Raw genomic sequence first — 21,205 nt, forward strand, 5'->3', positions numbered from 1 at the left:
TTCAAGTCACCTCATCATTTAAAATATACACAGATTTTTTGGTCTCCGATTTGTTGGATCGGAATGTCCATATCATAGATGTCTTTCAGCACCGGCGTTTGGATAATGTCTTCCGCCGGCCCCTCTTTTACAATCCGCCCGTTTTTCAGGGCTGCGATTCTGTCTGAATAAACCGAGGCAAAATTAATGTCATGAATGACAATGACGATCGTTTTACCGCGATTTTCGACAAGGTCTTTCAAGAGCTTCATTATCTCTACTGAATGTTTCATATCGAGGTTATTTAATGGTTCATCAAGCAATATATAGTCGGTATCCTGAGCGATGACCATTGCGATAAAAGCACGCTGGCACTGGCCGCCGCTCAACTGATCGAGGTGTTTATGCTCAATGTCTCTCAGCTTCATATAATCAATCGCTTCGTCGACATATGCCCAGTCCTCTTTCGAGAGCCTTCCCTGTGAATAAGGAAATCTGCCGAAACTGACGAGCTCCCTGACAGTCAGCCTGATGTTGATCTGGTTGGACTGCTTTAAAATGCTGATTTTTTTGGCTAAATCATTGCTTTTGTATGCGCTGATTTCCTTGCCGTCAATCAGCACTTTTCCGGCGTCCATGCCAATCAGCCTGCTGATGATGGACAAAAGCGTGCTTTTCCCCGCTCCGTTCGGTCCGATGAAGGACGTGATCATTCCTTTTTTTATCGTTAAAGTCGTGGGATGAACAACGGTCTGCTCTCCGAATTGTTTCATGATATCTCGTACTTCTATCATCATTTACGCTCCTTCAGCAACAGGTAAATAAAATAAATCCCGCCGATAAAATCAATGATCACAACAAGCGTCACCGTTAAACCAAACAGCTTTTCAACAATGAACTGGCCCCCGACAAGCGCAATGATGCTGAACAAAACCGCTCCGGGAATCAGGACGCTGTGCTTATACGTTTTAAATACTTCCCGCGCCACATTGACGACGAGCAGCCCCAAAAATGTGATCGGCCCTACAAGTGCAGTAGATACGGAGACGAGAACGGCGACGACGATCAGCATTTTCTTCACCGTCCGGTCGTAATCGATTCCGAGGTTGACGGCTTGATCCCTGCCGAGCGAAATGACATCAAAGTACGGATTATACCGCCAAGCGTAAACGAGAATCGCCAGAATGATGAGCGAAGCAAGCATTAAAATGTCCGTGTTCAAATTGTTGAAGCTGGCAAACATCTTGTTTTGAACAACTTGAAACTCGTTCGGATCGATCAACATTTGCATAAAGGATGACAGGCTTCTGAACAATGTGCCGCATACGATTCCAACTAACAGCAGCAAGAAGATGTGCCTTCCCCCGCGGCGAAACATCAGGAAAAACAACACAAATGAAAAACAGACCATCAAACCGGTTGACAATAAAAAATTGCCGTTTTTACCAAGATCGGCGAGTTTGGCTGCACCGAAAAAGTAAATAATCCCGGTTTGCAGCAGAACATAGAGAGAATCGAGTCCGAGGATGCTCGGCGTCAAAATTCTGTTGTTTGTGATCGTTTGGAAAATCATCGACGAATACGCAATGGCTGTACCGACAACGATGATCGCAAAAACTTTGGCAAACCTCCGCGGAAGCGCATATTCCCATACAGACGGCAATCCGTAGAACAGAAACAAGCTGATGCAGGCTGCCGCTATCACGATGAGTATAAGCATTTTCTGTTTATGACGCATAGGCTTTTCTCCTTAAAAGCAAGTAAAGAAAAACGCCGCTCCCGATGATGCCGACCATCAAACCAACCGAAATTTCGTACGGGTAAATGACGAGACGTCCCGCTATATCGCAAAACAAGACGAAAACGGCTCCGAGAACCGCCGTATGAGGCAGGCTGTTTTTCAAATGATCTCCCCTGTAGATGGACACGATGTTCGGGATGATCAAACCCAAAAAGGGAAGCGTGCCGACCGTCAGGATGACGACGGACGAAATAATAGATACGATGATCAATCCGATATTGACCACCCGCTTATAATTCAATCCAAGATTGATGGAAAAAGACTCCCCCATCCCGGCCAACGTAAATTTATTGGCGAACAGATAGGCAATGATAACGAGCGGTATACTCAGAAATAAGAGCTCATACCTCCCCTTCATGACCAGCGAAAAATTCCCTTCAAACCATGCATTGACGTTTTGAATGATATTGTACTGATAAGCCATGAAAGTGGAGATGGCGCTGACAACACTTCCGAGCATCATACCGACGAGAGGGATGAAGATCGCATCTTTGAACTTGATTCTGTCCAAAATTTTGACGAACAAAAAACTGCCAAACAGTGCAAAAACAAAGGCAAACAGTATTTTAACCACAATTCCTGCAGACGAAAAAAGCACGATCGCAATGATCACACCGAGCCTCGCCCAATCCATCGTTCCAGCGGTGGTCGGTGAAACAAATTTATTGCGCGTTAGCTGCTGCATGATCAGCCCGCAAATGCTCAAGCTCATTCCCGCAAGCACGATGCTAATCAAGCGCGGAATTCTACTTATGTAAAGCGTTTGAATTTCGTCCTCGTTAAAGCGGAAAAGATCAAGAGGCGAAAGCTCCTTAACGCCGATGAATATCGAGCTGATTGAAAGAATGATGAGCATTAGCAATAAGTATCGTAATTTCATGCTGCAGTAGCCTCCTTGCACAACAAAGCAAACCCCTCCGCCGACGTTAATGATTATCATTATCAATAAGGGTCTTCATATATCTTACCATTTTTTCTGACATAGTCAATAAGATTAATAGATACAAAGGTTGAAACCATGCGATTTCCCCATCTTTAGTCCTCCTCAAAAATACATTTGTTCATTCCCGAAAGAAAAACCTTGATTCTTCTTGTAAAAAGCGCAATAATTAAGATTAAATTTATTTCGAAAATTTAAACTTTGGGAGATGTAACAAATGAAAGTCGTTAAATTTGGGGGCAGCTCGCTCGCTTCAGGGGCTCAGCTAGAGAAAGTATTTCAAATTGTCACTTCTGATCCGGAAAGGAAGGCCGTCGTTGTATCAGCACCCGGAAAACGGCACCCCGAGGATACGAAAGTAACGGACCTTTTAATCGAATGCGCCGAACAGTACTTATCATCAAAAAAAGCGCCCGATCTGGTTGAGGCGATTGTCGGACGATATGCCGATATCGCGCTTGAGCTCGGACTTGACGATGTCGTGATCGACCGGATCCGGGCCGACCTGCTTCAGCTGCTCGAAGGTGATAAAACAAATCCGGAACGGTTTATCGATGCGGTCAAAGCAAGCGGCGAAGATAACAATGCCAAATTGGTAGCGGCTTACTTCAGGCACCAGGGAGTTGAAGCGCACTATGTCAGTCCAAAAGACGCCGGGCTGTTTGTGACGAGCGAGCCAGGCAACGCACAAGTCCTGCCCGAGTCGTATGACAATCTGTTTCAGCTGAGACAGCAAAAGGGCATCATCATCTTTCCCGGCTTCTTCGGATTCAGCCGGGAAGGCGAAGTCATGACGTTTTCGCGGAGCGGCTCTGACATTACAGGTTCCATTTTAGCGAATGGATTGAAAGCCGAGTTGTATGAAAACTTCACTGACGTTGACGCCGTTTATTCTGTCAACCCGGCGATCGTATCCAACCCGAAAGAAATCCGCGAGCTGACATACCGGGAAATGAGGGAGTTGTCGTATGCAGGCTTTTCCGTCTTTCATGATGAAGCATTGATCCCTGCTTTCCGGGCGCGCATACCGGTTCAGATCAAAAATACAAACAATCCGGACGCGGAGGGGACAAGAGTTGTCAGCACACGCGACAATACGAACGGACCTGTCGTCGGGATCGCCAGCGACAGCGGATTTTGCAGCATTTACATCAGCAAATATTTAATGAACCGCGAAATCGGCTTCGGACGCCGCGTTCTGCAAATCCTTGAAGATGACGGACTGACGTATGAACACATTCCATCCGGCATTGATGATATTACGATCATTTTAAGGCAGGATCAAATGGATCAAGCAGCAGAAAAGCGGATAATCAAACGGATCAAGGAAGAACTGGATGCCGATGAAGTGACGATTGAACACAATATTGCCCTGATTATGGTCGTCGGCGAAGCCATGCGCCATAACGTCGGAACGACGGCAAGAGCGTCAAAAGCATTGTCCGATGCGCGCGTCAACATCGAAATGATCAACCAGGGCTCCTCGGAAGTCAGCATGATGTTCGGCGTTAAGGAAGCTCAGGAAAAACAAGCGGTCCGCGCGTTATACCAGGAATTTTTCGCAAAAGTTCTCGTTTAAAAAACCCCTTTTTTTATGGGGTTTTTTTGCTGTCAGAAAATATACCCTTCCCTAAAATTGCCTGCCTTAAATTCATTCACAAAACCGTTTTGAAAGCCGATATGTAAAGTAAATAAACTGATGGGAGAACACTTATGAATCTGTTGAAAAATATAAAAATCAGAAGCAAACTATTTGTCATCATTATCATTTCAGCGCTGGCTTTGTCGATTGTCGGCATCCAGGGGATAGGCGGGCTGAACAAGCTTTCCAAAGGTTCAGAGATCATCTATCAAGATCAATTGGTTCCCAACCAGTTGTTTGCAAATTTAAAAGCGAACAACCTTGATATTGATACGTACAAATTCGAGCTGATGGTGACGAAAGACAACGATCGAAATGAAACATTGCAAAAACACATTAAGGAAAAAAACGAAGAAAACAGCACCTTAATGGAAAAAATCGATCAGCTGAAATTAATGGACAACGTCTCTAAAAAATACGAAAATTTCAAAACCGAATACAAGAAATTGCAAGATATCAGCAGCGAGATGCTCAGCTTGGCGGTGAAGAACGAAAATGATAAAGCATATGACGTCTATCTAAAAAAGATGGAGCCTCAAAGAGAAACGGTCAACCAGCTCATTGAAGACATTCAAACCTTAAATGCTGATAACGCCAAAACAATCTATCAGCAGGATTCTAAAGAAGCCGGTTCAATCATCACGCTTCTCATCATTGTCATTGCTGTAGCGCTTGTTTTATCCATCTCGATCGGCCTCTTAATGACAAGGCTGATCACAAAGCCGATCAAAGACATTCAGGCGCTGTTCGCAGAAACTGAGCAAGGCGATTTTACTGTCAAAGGAACATATCAATCGAAAGATGAATTGGGATTGCTGACATCATCATTTAACAAAATGGTAGCAGGCGTCCGTTCGATCATTGAAACGGTCGGCGAAACGTCGCACCAAGTTGCTTCTTCATCACAAGAGCTGAGCGCCAGTGCGGATGAAAGCACAAAGGCGAGCGAGTACATCTCAACAACGATCCAGGAGCTTGCAGTAGGCTCCGATCAGCAGGTGGAAAGCGTTGAAAACAGCAGAACCGTTATTATGGGAATGACCGAGTTTGCCGGAAGAATTTCTTCAAATGCCGAAAAAGCGGCCGCCACCGCTGACCAGACGGCGAAGATGTCGCTTGAAGGCACGAAAGCCATTGATAAAGTGAGCACTCAAATGAAGTCTATTAATGAAACGGTCGTCTCGCTCTCAGAAGCATTTAAACATTTAACAGAGCGTTCCAATGAGATCGGAAATATTACCGAAGTGATTACGAGCATCGCTGAACAAACGAACCTGCTTGCTTTAAACGCGGCCATTGAAGCGGCCCGGGCGGGAGAACAAGGAAAAGGCTTTGCCGTCGTCGCGGATGAAGTCAGGAAATTAGCCGAGCAATCGGCCCGCTCAGCAGAACAGATTACAAGATTGATTACGATCATTCAAAACGATACGAAGCAGACAATGAACTCGGTCATTTCGGCAACCGGCGAAGTCAAAGAAGGACTTGTCGTCGTTCATGAAGCGGGAGGCGCGTTCCAAAAAATCGAAAACTCGATTACGGAGGTCGTCACACAGATCAATGACGTGACAAACTTGGTGAAAAACCTGACAGCCGGCGCAAGCGAAATCGAAACCGCCATTTCCGGCGTCAAAGAAGTAGCCGAAACAGCAGCGGGAGGCACGCAAACGGTTAGTGCGGCAACTCAGGAGCAGCTTGCTTCAATGGAAGAAATCGCCGCCGCATCACAGATTCTCGCGCAAAACGCCGAAGAGCTGCAGCACCTGATCCAGAAATTCAAAATTAAAGATTAACAAAACCCGCCAGACGCTGTCTGGCGGGTTTCTATTCATCATCATCTCTCGCTGTCAGCGGCAGACGGATGATAAATTTTGTTCCTTTGTTTTTCTCACTTTCAATCTCTACCGTACCGTTGTGCAGGGCGACGAGCTGTCTGACGATCGACAGCCCCAGCCCGTATTCTCCGTAAGGGGTGTTCGTCCGTGATAAATCTGCTTTATAAAAACGATCCCAAATGTTTTCAATATCCTTTTCATCAATGCCGATTCCGGTATCCTCTATTTCGATCACCGTCTCCTTATAGTCTTCCCGGCCTCTCAGCCAAACGGTTCCGTTCGTTGTGAATTGAATACTGTTTTTCGTAATATTGACGAGTATCTGGATGAGCCGGTCGTAATCGGCATTGACCATCACATGATCCTCCACATCGAGGATCAGCTGATTCTGTTTCTCCTCAGCCTGAAGCGCCAGCTGCTCTTTAATGATTTCAAACACTTCGATCAGCGGATAATGCAGTTTTTGCAGTGTAATCTGATTGGAACGGATTTTTTCATAATCAAGGTTTTCGTTGACGAGGCGAATCAGCCTTTTTGTCTCCTCCGTAATCAGCTTCATACATTTATCCTGCTGATCTTCGGGTATCGTCTGGCTGTTCATCCCTTCCACTAAACCGCTGATCGTCGTCAGCGGCGTCTTCAGCTCATGTGAGACGTCAGTGATAAACTGCCTTCTTCGCTTTTCAAGCCGGTCGATTTCTTCGCTTGAGCTTTTTAACTTGCGGGCCATAATGTTAAAATCGTCGCCCAAATCACCGATCTCATCCTTATTGCGGTTTTCGATATGGATGTCATAATCTCCGGCGGCGACTTTTTTCGTTGCATCGCGGAGCTTCTGAATGCGGGCGACATGGAATTTGGACGTCAGCCAGCTTAGAAGAATAGCGACTAAGATAACACCCGCCGCCGTAAAGAGCATAAAGCGGTTCATGTCGCTGATCATTTCCTCGGTCCCGCTGATCGGAGCGGTCAGCAGAATGCCTCCCTGAAATTCATTGTTGACGATGTTGGGCAGCGCCACAACCGATACTTCCTCATTAAAACGGTTAAAATCGGTTTTGACGACCACGGCCTTTCCATCTTTAAGCTCTTTCCATTCTTCATCACTGAGCAGCAGCTTTCGCGGCCGCAAATCGGCCGGCGTCATCAAGACCTCTTTCTTTTCATTAAAAAGAAAGAAGCTGATCTTCCTGCTTCGCAAAATTTCCTCAAACGGCTTCATAATGGCCGGTGCGCCTTTTGGCCGCATCTCCATTTCGCCCATGATGCGATAGCCGTATGAAGACAGCTCATCGACTTTGCTTTCGTATGCAAAGTCTTTGACAAAGTGGGAAAACAGCGCCCCGGTAATGAGAAAAGCCATGATTAATATAGTGATGTGACTGGCCAGCAGCTGATAGAGATACTTAATCTTCATCGAACTTGTACCCTACTCCCCATACGGTATAAAGAAACGGCCGCGAGTCGCTGCCAAGCTTTTTTCTCAGCCTTTTAATATGAACATCAACCGTCCGCTCGTCTCCGTAGAATTGATATCCCCAAACCTGCTCAAGCAGCTGCTCCCTTGAGAAAACCTGTTTTGGACTTTGCACCAGGTAATACAATAAATCGAACTCCTTAGGCGTCAAATTTTGAATTTGAACGCCGTCCAAAAACACTTCTCTCGTTTTTTTATTGATTTTAAAATGTTCCGTTTCAAGCGAGTCGCTGTCAGCGGAATCCTGCGGGCCGGCACTTTGATACCTCCGGCTCACCGCTTTGATTCTCGCCACAAGCGCCAAAGGGCTGAACGGCTTTGTCACATAATCATCAGCTCCGAGCTCAAAACCGAGCACCTGGTCTGATTCCGTATCTTTTGCCGTCAGCATAATAATCGGAACCGTGCTCTCTTCCCTGACCTTTTTGCAGATCGTGACCCCGTCCATGGACGGCAGCATGATATCGATGATCAACAAATCCCAATCATCCGATTTAAAACGGTTATATCCTTCAAGTCCGTCATGGACGAACTCTGTTTCAAATCCTTCTTTTGCAAAAAACATTTCTGTCATTGTACATACGCTTAAATTATCCTCAATCATTAATATTTTCATCGTCAATATGCCTCCGCTAGACAAACGTTAGATTCATTTTACACAGGGCTCAGCCATTTCTCAATTCCATTCTGAACATTTAAAGGACTGGCAACAGTTTGGTCATAATTTATTCATAAGTAGCGGCTAAGATGAAATCAAGCATAAGGCAAAAGTCCTGCTGCCGTTTGACTTCGCGGCCATAATAAATGAAATAGATACGGAGGAATCACGCGTTATGAATTTTTTCAAACGAGCCTTTTGGAGCATGAAAGCGAAAAAAGGAAAAACACTTTTACAATTGTTTGTTTTCACGATGATTTGCGTGCTCGTGCTGACAGGAATTACGATCCAGTCGGCGGCCGTGAAATCGAGCGAACTGGCAAGGGAGCAGCTTGGAGGCAGCGTCACGCTCAAAGTTGACAGGGAAAAAATGATGAAAGAACAGCAGGAATCAGGAGAACGGAAAAGGTTTGAATCGACCCCCGTTTCTGTTAAATCAGCCGAGAAGCTTGCGGGCCTTGACCATGTCAAAAGCTATAACTACATCTCCTCTACGTCTGCCTTAGCGGACAATTTCGATCCGATCGAAAGCGGTGACGAGGATTCTTCGGCCTCAAACAGCGAGCAGCCGGCCGGACCGGGCGGCAATGAACAGGGCGACCGGCAAATGATGCAGGCTGACGTATCAATCGAAGGTGTGACAAGCACAGCCCTTGTCGACGAATTTTCCAACGGGACGTCCAAGATCACGGAAGGCCGTGCTTTAACAAAGGATGATGTGAATAAAAAAGTCGCCGTGATTGAAGAAACGCTTGCCGAAGAAAACGCTCTGAAAGTCGGCGATACGATCAAAGTCAAAGCGAGCAGCGATGAAGCTACAACAATCAATTTGAAAATCGTCGGAATCTATCAAACGACTTCATCCGGAGACAATCAAGCGCAAAACTTTGCCTTTTTAAACCCTTATAACAAAATCTACACACCATATACGGCGGCATCGGCCTTAAAAGGCGACGATTATAAAAACGCGATTGATGAAGCGGTCTACAATATGGACGACGCCTCCAACATCGACACTTTCATTGCGGCTGCCAAGAAAACAGGCATTGATTTGGATACATTCACATTGGATGCCAATGATCAGTTGTACCAGCAGATGGTCGGCCCGATTGAAAATGTCGCGTCCTTCTCGAAAAATGTCGTCTATCTCGTCACGATCGCCGGAGCGGTGATCCTCGGACTGATCGTCATGATGTCAATCAGGGAGAGAAAATACGAAATGGGCGTTCTGATGGCGATCGGTGAAAAACGCTGGAAACTCATCGGACAGTTTTTGACCGAAATCTTAATGATCGCAGTGCTTGCCATCGGCATCTCAGCATTAACCGGCAGCTTGATTGCCGGGCAAATCGGGAACCAGCTCTTGAGCCAGCAAATCGAACAAACGTCAGCTGGCCAGTCTGCAGGCGGAATGATGGGCCTTGGCGGCGGAGGCTTCTTAGGACAAAGGACCGCCCAAGTCTCAGCCATTGATCAGCTTGACATTCAAGTATCCTTCGGGAACTTGATGGCACTCGGCGGCATCGGCCTTTTAATCGCGCTGTTCGCGACGCTCCTTCCGTCAATATCTGTTTTAAGGCTCCATCCGAAAACGATTTTAACAAAACAAGAATAGAAAGAAGTGAAGATCATGGGCACTATTTTAGAATTTCAGAATGTCGGCTATTGGTATAAAAATCAGGATCAGCCTCTTTTCGAAGAGATCAGCATTCAATTCAGCCAAGGGCTTTTGTATACGATTGTCGGGGCTTCCGGCTCCGGCAAAACCACCTTTTTATCGCTGGCAGGCGGACTTGATGTACCAAAAGAGGGAGACATCCTGTATAAAGGAGAAAACATTTCAAAAATCGGGCTGACCAGCTTCCGCAATCAATATGTATCGATCGTCTTTCAGTCCTATAACCTGCTCCCGTATATGACGGCTCTCCAAAATATCACGTCGGCCATGGAAATTACCGGATCTCAGGTCAAAAACAAAGAACAATACGCTTTGGAGATGCTCGAAAAAGTCGGCATCGGCGAAAAGCAGGCCAGACAGAAAGTACTGACATTAAGCGGCGGGCAGCAGCAGCGTGTCTCCATCATCAGAGCGTTCTGCTGTGACACGGACTTAATCGTCGCCGATGAACCGACCGGCAACTTGGATGAAAATACATCAAAGGACATCGTCCGGCTCTTCCAAAACCTTGCCCACCAAGAAAACAAATGCGTCATCATGGTCACCCATGACGAACAGATCGCAAAGGTATCCGATGTCAACATCCGGCTTTCAAGAGGCGGCTTTACCGTCAAAAACCGCAGATCAGCAGGATAAGGGGAACGGCATGAGCCGTTCCCCTTCTTTTATGATGAAGCAAAAGCTTCTGCAGCCGCCGCCAAATAATACGAGAGGCCGGTTTGCTGATTTTCAAGCATCCCGCGATGAAAATCATCTTCGATAAAAAAGCGTGTCTGCGTCTGAAAATCGCCGGACGTGATCCCCAAAAACTTGAGGTGCCGTTTAATTGCGGTCTTTACTTGGTCATGGTCGTGTTTGACTCCATCTCTGAGCGCTTCGGCCATTCCATTCATAAAACGGGCCGCCTCTTCAGCTTTTTCATTCATTTCTTCCGCGATGACCGGTTCTCCTCTCAGCAAATCGACATCATACGCCTCCTTCAAATAGCGGTTCTGTTCAGCGAGTGCATCCTCCCATTCCCTGCTGCTTGAAAACCCTTTAAACATGCTTGATTGATCCATTGCTTCTCCTTTCCCGGCCTGCTGAATCGAGAGATCGATCGTAGAAATAAGCTGTTTTATCCTGTCCAAACGGGCAGTAAAAAGACGTTTCTGCTCAGATAAAATCGTCAGTCGATCAGCTTCGCCGTCCAGTATTTGCTTAATTTCCTTGAGCGGAAATTCGAGCTCCCGATAAAACAAGATATGCTGCAGCCGTTCCAGCTCTTTTACCCCGTAAAGGCGGTAGCCGGCATCCGTCACCTCCGCGGGGCATAAAAGGCCGATCTTATGGTAGTGGTATAGCGTTTTGATCGTGATATTCGCCAACCCGGCCACTTCTTTTACCGTATAGAGCATCAAACTTCACCTCGTCTGTCATGTTAAAGGGTGCCCTAAGGGCGGGGTCAATCCATTACACGGTCTTTTTTTTATTTTTTTTCATTTTCGCATAAGCGACCAGGCAAATAAAAGCAGGAAGGATCACCTGCATCGGCAAATGGACATATAAAGGAACAAACTCGATTCCTTCTTTTACATGCTCCGAAATATTGCTGGCAATGGAGACAGATAAAATCAAAATGATAATGCCGATGACATGAACGATTTTGGAGGGTTTTTTAAGCTTGAATAAGACGGTCACGCCTTCGGTTACGGCATACATGAAAATGCTCATCTTAAAAAAACCGCCAATCACCAACACGAGCATGAAAAATACATCAAGCCTGTCCAGAAATTCGGCGACTTGAATCGTCTGGATCGTACTCAGCAATGGGAAGCGCGACCTCATATTGAGGTCGACGCCAAGCACGCTGATGTTCAATGCCACATTAAAAGCCAGGATGATGCCGCTGATGGCGATTCCCAACAGCCCCGCTTTTTTTGCCTGTTTCTTTTCTTTTAAATACGGCAGGATCAATGTAAAGACGATAATTTCTCCAAACGGAAAATACAGCGTTTGCGTGAACACGGCATGGAACATCGGACCGGGTCCATTTCCAAAAATAGGCAAAAGCTCTTTCGGTTTAATCAAGCCTGACGAAACAATTAAGATGAGGCCTATGACAGCGAGCCAAAACATGATGCCAAACAGCAGCTCGCCTGAACGGGCCAGGACCTCGATTCCTTTCCTCACGGTAAAAATACAAACTGCAATCAACAAACCATTCGCGAAGATAATCGGCGTGTTCGGATAAGCCGACGTCAGCAGCATTTCGCCAAAATCGCGCAAAACCCTTGCCGCAATATAACAATAATAAACAATGTAGATAAAAGACAGGCCCCAGCCAACCGGTTTTCCAAAAATACTCATCAGCGTTTCATAGGGAGAGGCGTCGGGATTCACCTGGTAGAAAAAGTGGTGCATCATAAACAAAGCCAGCCCTCCGACTGTTCCGAACAAGATCGCGATCCAGGCGTCCTGTTCGGCAGATTGTCCTGGAAAAATCAGCAGAGAGCTGCTGAGTTCAAACAGAACAATCAGCACGAACAACTGTGCAGCACTGATTTTTGCTTTCTCCATTTAAAGCCCTCCTCTCTCTTTCATTCAAGAACGCCCTTCGTGATGATTCAAAATGTTCGGGTTGTTCCTTAAACCTGTTCTCCGTACATATGCGTTAACCGTAATGTCGACATCTGTATCAGGAAAATACCGATTGCTCCATTCGCCCTCCATCTTTTCCCACACTTTTGGGTGGTTGCGATACACAACGTCACCGAATTGCAGAACATCCGTCTTGTTTCGCTTAACAACGGCAATGGTATTCTGCAATTCATTTTTCAGCTCCTTTGCCACCTTCCTTTCGATGTCGCTTAGCACTTTTGGATCATCCAGGTGAATCGGCACAGTGGTTTCGCCGATGTCCCCTTCCATGTCTACTTCAACCGAAATCGCCGGTTTGCCGTTTTTAAGATGTGATCTGATTTTTGTTTTTTGGCGGATGACATCAAATGTGACGGCGTCTTTTTCGTGATTCAATGTAGTTGTCAAATACGTTCTGCTGATTTTATTGCGCAGCCATAAAACGCCCCGCGCGGTTTTGCCTTCAAGCCAGTTGACGAGCTTGCCCTCTTTAATGACTGCCAGCCCGTCCGCTTCGACTATTGCCTCAGGAGATGTAGACTGCACGTTTTCCATCTTTTCACCCTTCTCCTTGTTTCCGGATACTTTAAAAGAAGTAATAATCGGGTGCTTTGCCTTCGATGTCAAGCACTTGATGACATCCTGCACGCTCGTCTTCATATGTTCTCCCAAATGCTCTTCAGTAAATTGCAGTGTTTTGTTTACTTTATTTGACGGGATCTTATCGATCGGCGTCAGCGTCCGGATGAATGTTTTCGCTTTTTGGCCGCGGGAAATAATAATCGTCGCCGTTGAACGAAAATCGGTGTCCCGGTCAAGAACATCAAGAATTTTAATCAAGCCTTCTTCCTTGGCGAGTTTTTCATCAACAACCACGAGGTTCGTGTGGGAGTAATAAATTTCCCTCGACATTTTCGCCGACGCGTGCCTGCTCATTTCCGTCAGATTATTGCCCGTCACAGAATAGCTTGAAACCGGCGGCCTGTCTCCTCCCTGTCCACCTTGAAGGCCTCCTGTCACATTGATCGGATTGACGATCTGATAGCTTAATTCGTAATCTGTATTTTTACCTTTATCAATACCGATGGCGGTGATCAGCAGCAAATCTGTCAGCTCTCTTTTATCCCAGCATCCTTGAAGAAGAACAATGGCGGCCAGCAGGAGCACAATCTTAAGGCTTCGTTTCATTTGGATCACCATCTTCTTGTTTTGTCTTCATATCGCCTGATTCCGGCGGATTGGGTTTCTGGTATTCTCCTTGACGCACCTTATTGTCATTACCGATCAGTTCAGGCCGCTTCTCATGTGTCCACCAAGGCAAACGAACGATGGAGTCGCCCCAGTTTTTCAGAATAAACGGCGCAAAAGGAGTCATATATGGAACACCGAACGAACGGAGGCTGCATAAATGGACAAACATGATGATCAGTCCAAGAATAATGCCGTAAAAACCCGTCGTCGCCGCGGCTAATATGAAGAAAAACCGAACCAGCCGGGCGGATATCGCCATGGCGAAGGAAGGTGTGGCAAAACTTGAAATCGCTGTGATCGCTACGACGATGACCATCGCCGGCGACACAATCCCCGCCTGAACAGCCGCCTGTCCAATGACGATGGCTCCCACAATCGAAACGGCAGAACCTATCGCTTTCGGAAGCCGGATGCCCGCCTCTCGCAAAATTTCAAACGAAATTTCCATGATCAGCGCTTCCACCACAGCCGGGAACGGCACGATTTCACGCTGCGCGGCAATTACGATCAAAAGCTCTGTCGGGATCATTTCCTGGTGAAACGTCGTCGCACCGACGTAGACGGCAGGTGCAATAAGCGAAATAAAAAAGATCAACACGCGTAAAAAGCGGATGAACGTCGCAATGTCAAAGCGTGAATAGTAATCCTCAACAGATTGAAAAAATTGAATAAAAACGGCAGGGACAAGCAGGACAAACGGTGTACCGTCAACAAAGATGGCGATTCTTCCTTCAAGCAGATTCCCTGCGACCATGTCCGGCCTTTCGGTATGATATATCGTTGGAAAGGTCGTAAACACAGCGTCTTCAATAAACTGTTCAATATACCCCGATTCAAGGATGCTGTCGATCTCAATGCCAGCCATCCTTTTTTTGACTTCTTTCACCGTTTTTGGGTCGCACACCCCGTTGATATACATGATCGCCACATCGGTTTTTGTGACGCTTCCCATCGTCATTTTTTCAACCCAAAGATTTGGGTTTTTAATGATTCGGCGCACCAAAGAAATATTCGTGTCGAGAGATTCGATAAATCCCTCACGTGAACCGCGGAATGCCTGCTGATTTTCAGGCTCCTTGATCGTACGCTTTTCCCCGCCTTTCGTGGTCGTAATAACCGCTGTTTCCGTTCCCTCGGCCAAAATGATCGTATCCCCTGCCATCAACGATTCAAGCATCTTGTTCAATCGCTTTTCTTTTTCGACACCGCCCAGCGCAACGGCATCACCTGCAATCGTCTCAAGAACATCCCGTCCGTACTCCTTTTTCGCTAATTCTTCAGAGCTCATGATCGATTCCAGCAAAAAGTCATGGATGGCTTTCTCATCTGTAATGCCGCCGACATAAACGACGGCCAATTCGATTTTCTCGTCAGCGCCCGTTTTTAATTTGCGGATGACGACATCTGCGCTGTTTCCGGTTATTTCTTTAATCACGCTCAGGTTTTCGGCAAGCAAGGGACGCACAAACCCGGATACATTTACGGTTTCCGGGTTTTTATCTCCGCTCATAAGAGATTCTTGTTTGTTATCCTTTTGATGACGACCTTTAAAAAAGAATGGCATGGCTGTCAGAATCCCCTTTTCGTTTTTCATATTTTTCCTTGCAAAAGCACATTTATACTATTCCCGGGGGAATAGTGCTTTATGAAAAGAGAAAAAATAACGGGGAACGGAGAGTGGTGAAAAGTTGAAACTGATCGGAATCGGGCTTTTATTATTTGTTTCCTTAGAGACTTTTGCTGTCATGCTTGATGTATTTCAAGGCATGACCTTGCAAAGAGCCGTAATAAACTCCCTGACGTTTGCCATCTTAGAGGTAGGCGAGTGGATCATGATCCTTTTATTTTTGTTTATCATTTTTCTCGAAGCCTCGGCGAACTTCCGCAAGAAAAAAAGGACATAAAAAGCTCCCTATCAAAAGGGAGCTTAAACTTCAATATTTCCATGAACCGTATCTGTCTCGTGGGAATGGATCATACCTTTTACAACCGTATTGCCGATGATCAGCGTTTGCCTGGACGTATTGGTTTGAATTGCCGTCACTCTTGCAGCGGTATTGCTGCGGAGCGTGTTGTCGAGGATCGCCGAGTTCGACGATTGGTCGAGATAAATGAGGATAGCCGGCAAGGACGGCCTGCCGAGCGTGATCGTATTGCCAATAATCTCGTGGGTTCCGCGGGTGAGATACAGCGTGACAATCAGCGGTGAATCTTCGATGTCGTTTCCGATAATTTTTGTATGCTCATTTGTCGAGCAGTATATTGGAAAGTTTCTGAAGCGGGTGAAGGTGTTTTTCCGAATGACTGCAGAAGCCGTATTTGTGACGGATACGGCATATGACTCCGGCACCGTTTGAAAGCCGGCCGGCGAAATAAAGTTTCCTTCTATCACAGCATTTCCTTGCGATATCCAGATGCCTCTGGAGAATTGCTTGATGACGTTATCCTTTATTTGGACGTCATTGCCTGTGCTCCTGACCGCAAGTACGACATTTGCGATCTGATTGCCGGAAAACGTTACATTGTCTGATTGCGTGATGCTGAGAGCGGTGCCGGACCTTTGCTCAGGCACGTCGTTTTCGATATTATTCCCTTCAATGAAGATTTGCGACGCTTGATAAGCAAGAATTCCGGCATTTACAAAATCACGGATTTGATTTCCCGTGGCAAAAACGCTTTTTCCGCGGATATCGATGCCTGTCGTAAAACCCGAAATCAAATTCCCCTTTATAACGGCATCGCTTCTTGCTTCCAAAGCCCCTACACCGAGGCCGTTAATTCCGATGCTCTGTCCGGTGGATTCGGGGTTTTTCTTGATGATATTGTTTGCAATCGTCGTACTCGTCCCGTATCCGTATGAAATGGTACTGTCTGCGATATTGCCTTCGATGATGACAGAAGTGCCGTTAAAATTGGAAATGGCATTGTTGACATTGCCTTTTAACACGTTGTTTCGGATGATGACATTAACGGGTTCTTCATAGACGATGTTTCCTTCACTGTAGCCTTCTATATCAATCCCAAAACGGGGAGCCGTGCCGTTGCCTGTCCCCGCATCTGCAATTTCGCATCCTTCAACAAGAACATTGTCGCACCCTGTGATTGACAAATTATTTCTTCTGGAGCGCCTGATTTCACAATTGGTTACCTTAATACGCTTTGACGGCTTATAGCCGTCTCCTCCGTTGCTGATAATGATTCCGTCTCCTGTAAAATCGGCTATTCTCACATGTTCAATAACGACATTTGACGCCCCTTCGATACAAATTCCGAATCCCCATTCATGGGTCGGTCTCGGCGCCGGTGTATATGTGTGTTCATCCCTTTCCCCAATGATGCTGCCTCCGGATATTTTCACATTGGATGTTCCGCCTATATAAAAAGCAGCGTATCCCCATGAGCTGTTCGGTTTTACCTTGATGACGGTCTCTGCGTCCATCAAAATTTCAATATTGCCCGGAACATTGATGCCGGCTCCGCGAAACGGAGCACGCGGGTCGCTGTTTTTCGTCCCGTCAATCAGGTACGTGCCGTTCGGTATCCATACCGTGTTGTATCCCATCGACTTTGTCCACGCCAAACATTCGTTGATCGCATTTGTGGAGTCTGTTTTGCCGTCGCCGACAGCACCGAACTTTGTCGCGTCAACCACTGTCATTCTCATTTCCTCAGGTTGCTGCTGCACGCTGTTTTCAGCCTCCTTTTGTAAAACGGTTTCCGATATATATATGCCAATCTAGTAAAATCCGCTTGTACATAAGATAGGTAAAATTTTATTAAAAAATCTTTTCATCTAATTTTTTTTCCAAAAGTTTTTACTATCCGCTTGTAAAGCGCTTCACAACTTGTTGCATTAGCGATCAAAAATTCAAATCGATTGAAGGTGTATTGACACGAACATTATATAAGAATATGATTTTTATAATAGACATAGAAAGAGAAGGAGTATTGCGAATGTCAAACCATCAAAAAGAAACTTTTCAAAACATTCCGCAAAAGGGGTTTTTTGGACATCCCCGCGGACTCTTCACTTTATTCTTCACTGAATTTTGGGAGCGTTTTTCATACTACGGTATGAGAGCCATCCTTATCTACTATTTGTATACAGAGGTGACAAAAGGCGGCCTTGGGTTTGATCAAACCACAGCAAACTCGATTATGGCCGTATACGGTTCCCTCGTCTATATGTCCGGCATCATCGGAGGCTGGATAGCGGACAGGCTCCTCGGAACTGCAAACACCGTGTTTTACGGCGGCGTGCTCATTATGTTCGGACACATTCTTTTGTCATTCCCGGGAAGCGTCCCCGCGTTTTTCATCAGCATGTTCTTGATCATCATTGGGACAGGCCTTTTAAAACCAAACGTATCAAGCGTTGTCGGCGAGTTATACAGCCCTGAAGACACCCGCCGCGATTCAGGTTTCAGCATCTTTTATATGGGGATCAACCTTGGCGGATTTCTTGCGCCGATTATCGTCGGCACAGTCGGCCAGACATACAACTACCATCTCGGCTTCAGCCTTGCTGCCATCGGCATGCTGTTCGGGCTGCTGACCTATTTGGCGACACGGAAGAAAAACCTCGGACCTGCCGGAAGAACGGTACCGAATCCGCTGACACCCGCTGAAAGAAAAATGGTGTTCGGACGGATTGGAATCGGTGTTTTGGTGATCGCTGCCATCTTTGGCTATTCCGTCTTTATGGGCTGGATGACAATTGAGCTGTTTACGATGATTGTCAGCTGTCTCGGTATTTTGATCCCGCTGATTTATTTCATCGTTATGTTTAAAAGCTCCAAAACGACGAGTGATGAACGTTCCCGTCTCACAGCTTACATTCCGCTGTTTGTCGCATCGATGATGTTTTGGGCGATTCAGGAACAAGGCGCCAATATTTTAGCCACCTATGCAGATAAACGCACTCATTTAGAATTTTTAGGTGTCCAATTGCACTCATCTTGGTTCCAGTCGCTGAATCCGTTGTTCATCGTTGTGCTTGCACCGGTTTTCGCATGGATTTGGATGAGGCTCGGCAACCGTCAGCCCTCAACGCCGACGAAATTTTCACTCGGCTTGATTTTAGCCGGACTTTCATTTGTCGTCATGATTTTCCCTGCTTATATCAACGGCACTGAATCGCTTGCCAATCCAATGTGGCTTGTGCTCAGCTTCCTGATCGTCGTTCTAGGGGAATTGTGCTTGTCTCCAGTCGGGCTATCCGCAACGTCAAAGCTGGCTCCTGCGGCATTCTCAGCGCAGACGATGAGCCTGTGGTTCCTGTCAAACGCTTCTGCACAGGCTATCAATGCACAGATCGTCAGATTTTACAGCGCTGATACAGAGATCGCCTACTTTGGAGTCATCGGCGGTGTATCCATCCTGCTCGGAATCATTTTGATGTTGCTGTCACCGAAAATTCAGAAATTTATGAAGGGTGTCAATTAAAAAGCAACAGGCGATACTCCTTTTCTGAAGGATTTGCTTCTTGTCCGGCGAATAACTGAATAACCAATCGGTGCAGGATGGGAGGATAAAATTTGGAGATCAAAAAGACGGCAAAGGCCGGATTTGCCGGTGTTGGCTTTTCACAAACCGTTTCATTCGAAGAAGCCCGGGCGAAAAAGCTCCACGGCGTCATTCAGCAGCTGAAAGACCGGCGCGGAGAAATAGTCGGTGTTCAAGAAGACAGCGGCATGTGGGCCATATCGGATCATCACGGCGAAGGGGAATTCACTTTTTATATATTAATGGAGACGGAGAGCCTCCCTGAAACCCTTCCGGAAGGAATGATCAGCTATCAGGCGCCCGCTCTGACATATGCTCAGACAAGGCATCCGCAGCATGAGCGGCCTGAAGTGACTTATCAAAAAGTATATCAATGGATCAAAGATCAAGGTCTTCGTTTAAATTGTGACGCTTTTACACAATTGGAATTTTACCCGATGGATGGGGATTTAAACGAACTTGCGTTTGAAATATACATTCCGATTCATTGAGAGATAGCGATGTTAAAGAAAACCCCCGGAAAAAATTCCGGGGGTTTTCTTTGCGGTTTCGTACTCTAGAGTATCGGCGGTCTTTTTTAGCCATCACTTTTAACAAAAGTTTACATACCCTCAAATGATAATTTTCATTGGTTTGCTAGGATAAATGTTATCTAAAGGAGGTTAATATATGAACTTTTACAAAACGCTCGCTTTATCAACACTCGCAGCATCCTTATGGTCTCCCTCATGGAGCAGTCTCCCCCATAACGAAGCTGCGGCTCACAAAGAATTCACGGTGACTGCCGATGCAGAGACAGAGCCGGTGGATACCCCTGACGACGCGGCAGATGACCCGGCGATTTGGGTTCATCCGAAGCAACCTGAAAAAAGCAGGCTCATCACCACAAACAAAAAGTCGGGCTTAATCGTCTATGATTTGAAGGGAAAACAGCTTGCGGCCTATCCGTTTGGCAAATTAAACAATGTCGACCTGCGCTACAATTTTCCGCTCGATGGCAAAAAAATTGATATTGCCGGGGCCTCAAACCGGTCAGACGGCAAAAACACGGTTGAAATTTACGCCTTTGACGGCGAAAAAAGCAAGCTGAAGAACATCGTCAATCCTCAAAAACCTATTCAAACCGATATCCAGGAGGTATATGGCTTCAGCCTGTATCACAGCCAGAAAACCGGCAAGTTCTACGCCATGGTGACCGGAAAGAACGGAGAATTCGAGCAATATGAACTGTTTGACAACGGAAAAGGACAAGTCGAGGGCAAAAAGGTCCGCTCATTCAAAATGAGCTCTCAAACAGAAGGGCTTGCGGCAGATGATGAATACGGCAAAATGTACATCGCCGAAGAAGACGTTGCGATTTGGTCTTTCAGCGCCGAGCCGGACGGCGGAGATAAAGGAAAAATCGTCGATCGTGCCGACGGACCGCATCTAACCGCTGATATTGAAGGGCTGACGATTTACTACGGAGAAGACGGAGAAGGGTATTTGATCGCGTCCAGTCAGGGCGATAACCGCTATGCCATCTATGACCGGCGCGGGAAAAACGACTACGTCACTGCTTTTTCAATTGAGGACGGCAAAGAAATCGACGGGACAAGCGATACCGATGGAATCGACGTCATCGGCTTCGGCCTCGGCAAAACATATCCATACGGCATCTTTGTCGCCCAAGACGGCGAAAATACGGAAAATGGACAACCGGCCAATCAGAACTTCAAAATTGTCTCCTGGGAAAAAATCGCCGACGCGCTGGACGACAAACCTGATATCGATGATCAGGTCGATCCCCGAAAACTGAAAAACCGAGCCAAATAAGGACGGAT

Annotated in this window: 17 protein-coding genes and 2 pseudogenes; 9 read left to right on the top strand and 10 right to left on the bottom strand. The window is 46.3% G+C overall.

What is annotated here, in order from left to right:
- Positions 1–14: 14 nt before the first annotated feature.
- Genes M1D90_RS19805 through M1D90_RS19815 form a run of 3 tightly spaced genes read right to left on the bottom strand, consistent with a single transcriptional unit; the run spans position 15 to position 2,660 of the window.
- The gene (locus M1D90_RS19805; RefSeq protein WP_103750272.1) at positions 15–773 is read right to left on the bottom strand and encodes an iron ABC transporter ATP-binding protein; all 759 of its coding nucleotides are present in this window, start codon (positions 771–773) and stop codon (positions 15–17) included.
- Complete coding sequence (locus M1D90_RS19810; RefSeq protein ID WP_059231855.1) at positions 773–1,717, bottom strand: iron chelate uptake ABC transporter family permease subunit; 945 nt, start codon at positions 1,715–1,717, stop codon at positions 773–775. Before M1D90_RS19810 ends, M1D90_RS19805 begins: the two co-directional genes overlap by 1 nt.
- The gene (locus tag M1D90_RS19815; protein WP_026580546.1) at positions 1,707–2,660 is read right to left on the bottom strand and encodes an ABC transporter permease; all 954 of its coding nucleotides are present in this window, start codon (positions 2,658–2,660) and stop codon (positions 1,707–1,709) included. The genes M1D90_RS19810 and M1D90_RS19815 overlap by 11 nt, the downstream gene beginning before the upstream one ends.
- Positions 2,661–2,937: 277 nt before the next feature.
- On the opposite strand from M1D90_RS19815, the gene M1D90_RS19820 reads away from it, so the two are divergent.
- The 3 genes and pseudogenes from M1D90_RS19820 to M1D90_RS19830 all read left to right on the top strand — a co-directional run.
- On the top strand, positions 2,938–4,299 hold the full coding sequence (locus tag M1D90_RS19820) for an aspartate kinase (RefSeq protein WP_456282997.1): 1,362 nt from the start codon (positions 2,938–2,940) through the stop codon (positions 4,297–4,299).
- Positions 4,300–4,433: 134 nt separating this feature from the next.
- Positions 4,434–5,153 (top strand): annotated as a pseudogene (locus M1D90_RS19825) (MCP four helix bundle domain-containing protein); the annotation flags it as partial.
- A gap of 357 nt (positions 5,154–5,510) precedes the next feature.
- A pseudogene (locus tag M1D90_RS19830) lies at positions 5,511–6,152 on the top strand (methyl-accepting chemotaxis protein); the annotation flags it as partial.
- Positions 6,153–6,183: 31 nt separating this feature from the next.
- Here M1D90_RS19830 and M1D90_RS19835 read toward each other — a convergent pair.
- Both M1D90_RS19835 and M1D90_RS19840 read right to left on the bottom strand, forming a co-directional pair.
- Positions 6,184–7,611 carry a sensor histidine kinase gene (locus M1D90_RS19835; protein WP_039073204.1) on the bottom strand — a complete coding sequence of 476 codons (1,428 nt, stop codon included), beginning with the start codon at positions 7,609–7,611 and terminating at the stop codon, positions 6,184–6,186.
- On the bottom strand, positions 7,601–8,287 hold the full coding sequence (locus M1D90_RS19840; RefSeq protein ID WP_020450166.1) for a response regulator transcription factor: 687 nt from the start codon (positions 8,285–8,287) through the stop codon (positions 7,601–7,603). The genes M1D90_RS19835 and M1D90_RS19840 overlap by 11 nt, the downstream gene beginning before the upstream one ends.
- A gap of 217 nt (positions 8,288–8,504) precedes the next feature.
- On the opposite strand from M1D90_RS19840, the gene M1D90_RS19845 reads away from it, so the two are divergent.
- Together M1D90_RS19845 and M1D90_RS19850 are read left to right on the top strand one after the other, a co-directional pair.
- Complete coding sequence (locus M1D90_RS19845) at positions 8,505–9,944, top strand: ABC transporter permease (RefSeq protein ID WP_456282998.1); 1,440 nt, start codon at positions 8,505–8,507, stop codon at positions 9,942–9,944.
- Between the two features lie 15 nt (positions 9,945–9,959).
- Entirely contained in the window at positions 9,960–10,643 is a 684-nt protein-coding gene (locus tag M1D90_RS19850) for an ABC transporter ATP-binding protein (RefSeq protein WP_456282999.1), read from the top strand.
- 29 nt (positions 10,644–10,672) lie between these two features.
- Here the strand turns inward: M1D90_RS19850 and M1D90_RS19855 are convergent, their stop codons facing one another.
- Genes M1D90_RS19855 through M1D90_RS19870 form a run of 4 tightly spaced genes read right to left on the bottom strand, consistent with a single transcriptional unit; the run spans position 10,673 to position 15,441 of the window.
- Complete coding sequence (locus M1D90_RS19855) at positions 10,673–11,404, bottom strand: MerR family transcriptional regulator (RefSeq protein WP_039073202.1); 732 nt, start codon at positions 11,402–11,404, stop codon at positions 10,673–10,675.
- Positions 11,405–11,459: 55 nt separating this feature from the next.
- On the bottom strand, positions 11,460–12,566 hold the full coding sequence (locus M1D90_RS19860; protein ID WP_101561625.1) for a GerAB/ArcD/ProY family transporter: 1,107 nt from the start codon (positions 12,564–12,566) through the stop codon (positions 11,460–11,462).
- Between the two features lie 24 nt (positions 12,567–12,590).
- On the bottom strand, positions 12,591–13,814 hold the full coding sequence (locus M1D90_RS19865; RefSeq protein ID WP_105979298.1) for a Ger(x)C family spore germination protein: 1,224 nt from the start codon (positions 13,812–13,814) through the stop codon (positions 12,591–12,593).
- Positions 13,798–15,441, bottom strand: coding sequence for a spore germination protein (locus M1D90_RS19870; protein WP_456283526.1), 1,644 nt, complete (start codon positions 15,439–15,441; stop codon positions 13,798–13,800). The genes M1D90_RS19865 and M1D90_RS19870 overlap by 17 nt, the downstream gene beginning before the upstream one ends.
- A 124-nt stretch (positions 15,442–15,565) precedes the next feature.
- On the opposite strand from M1D90_RS19870, the gene M1D90_RS19875 reads away from it, so the two are divergent.
- The gene (locus M1D90_RS19875) at positions 15,566–15,781 is read left to right on the top strand and encodes a hypothetical protein (protein WP_020450159.1); all 216 of its coding nucleotides are present in this window, start codon (positions 15,566–15,568) and stop codon (positions 15,779–15,781) included.
- A gap of 23 nt (positions 15,782–15,804) precedes the next feature.
- Here the strand turns inward: M1D90_RS19875 and M1D90_RS19880 are convergent, their stop codons facing one another.
- On the bottom strand, positions 15,805–17,541 hold the full coding sequence (locus tag M1D90_RS19880) for a right-handed parallel beta-helix repeat-containing protein (protein ID WP_075213098.1): 1,737 nt from the start codon (positions 17,539–17,541) through the stop codon (positions 15,805–15,807).
- 290 nt (positions 17,542–17,831) lie between these two features.
- Here M1D90_RS19880 and M1D90_RS19885 point away from each other — a divergent pair, with 290 nt between their 5' ends.
- From M1D90_RS19885 to M1D90_RS19895, 3 genes are all read left to right on the top strand, one after another.
- Positions 17,832–19,322 carry a peptide MFS transporter gene (locus M1D90_RS19885; RefSeq protein ID WP_020450157.1) on the top strand — a complete coding sequence of 497 codons (1,491 nt, stop codon included), beginning with the start codon at positions 17,832–17,834 and terminating at the stop codon, positions 19,320–19,322.
- A gap of 92 nt (positions 19,323–19,414) precedes the next feature.
- Complete coding sequence (locus M1D90_RS19890) at positions 19,415–19,873, top strand: GyrI-like domain-containing protein (protein ID WP_079289539.1); 459 nt, start codon at positions 19,415–19,417, stop codon at positions 19,871–19,873.
- 178 nt (positions 19,874–20,051) lie between these two features.
- The gene (locus M1D90_RS19895; protein WP_128823407.1) at positions 20,052–21,197 is read left to right on the top strand and encodes a phytase; all 1,146 of its coding nucleotides are present in this window, start codon (positions 20,052–20,054) and stop codon (positions 21,195–21,197) included.
- Positions 21,198–21,205 lie beyond the last annotated feature (8 nt).

The sequence above is a fragment of the Bacillus sp. JZ34 genome, from assembly GCF_053903205.1.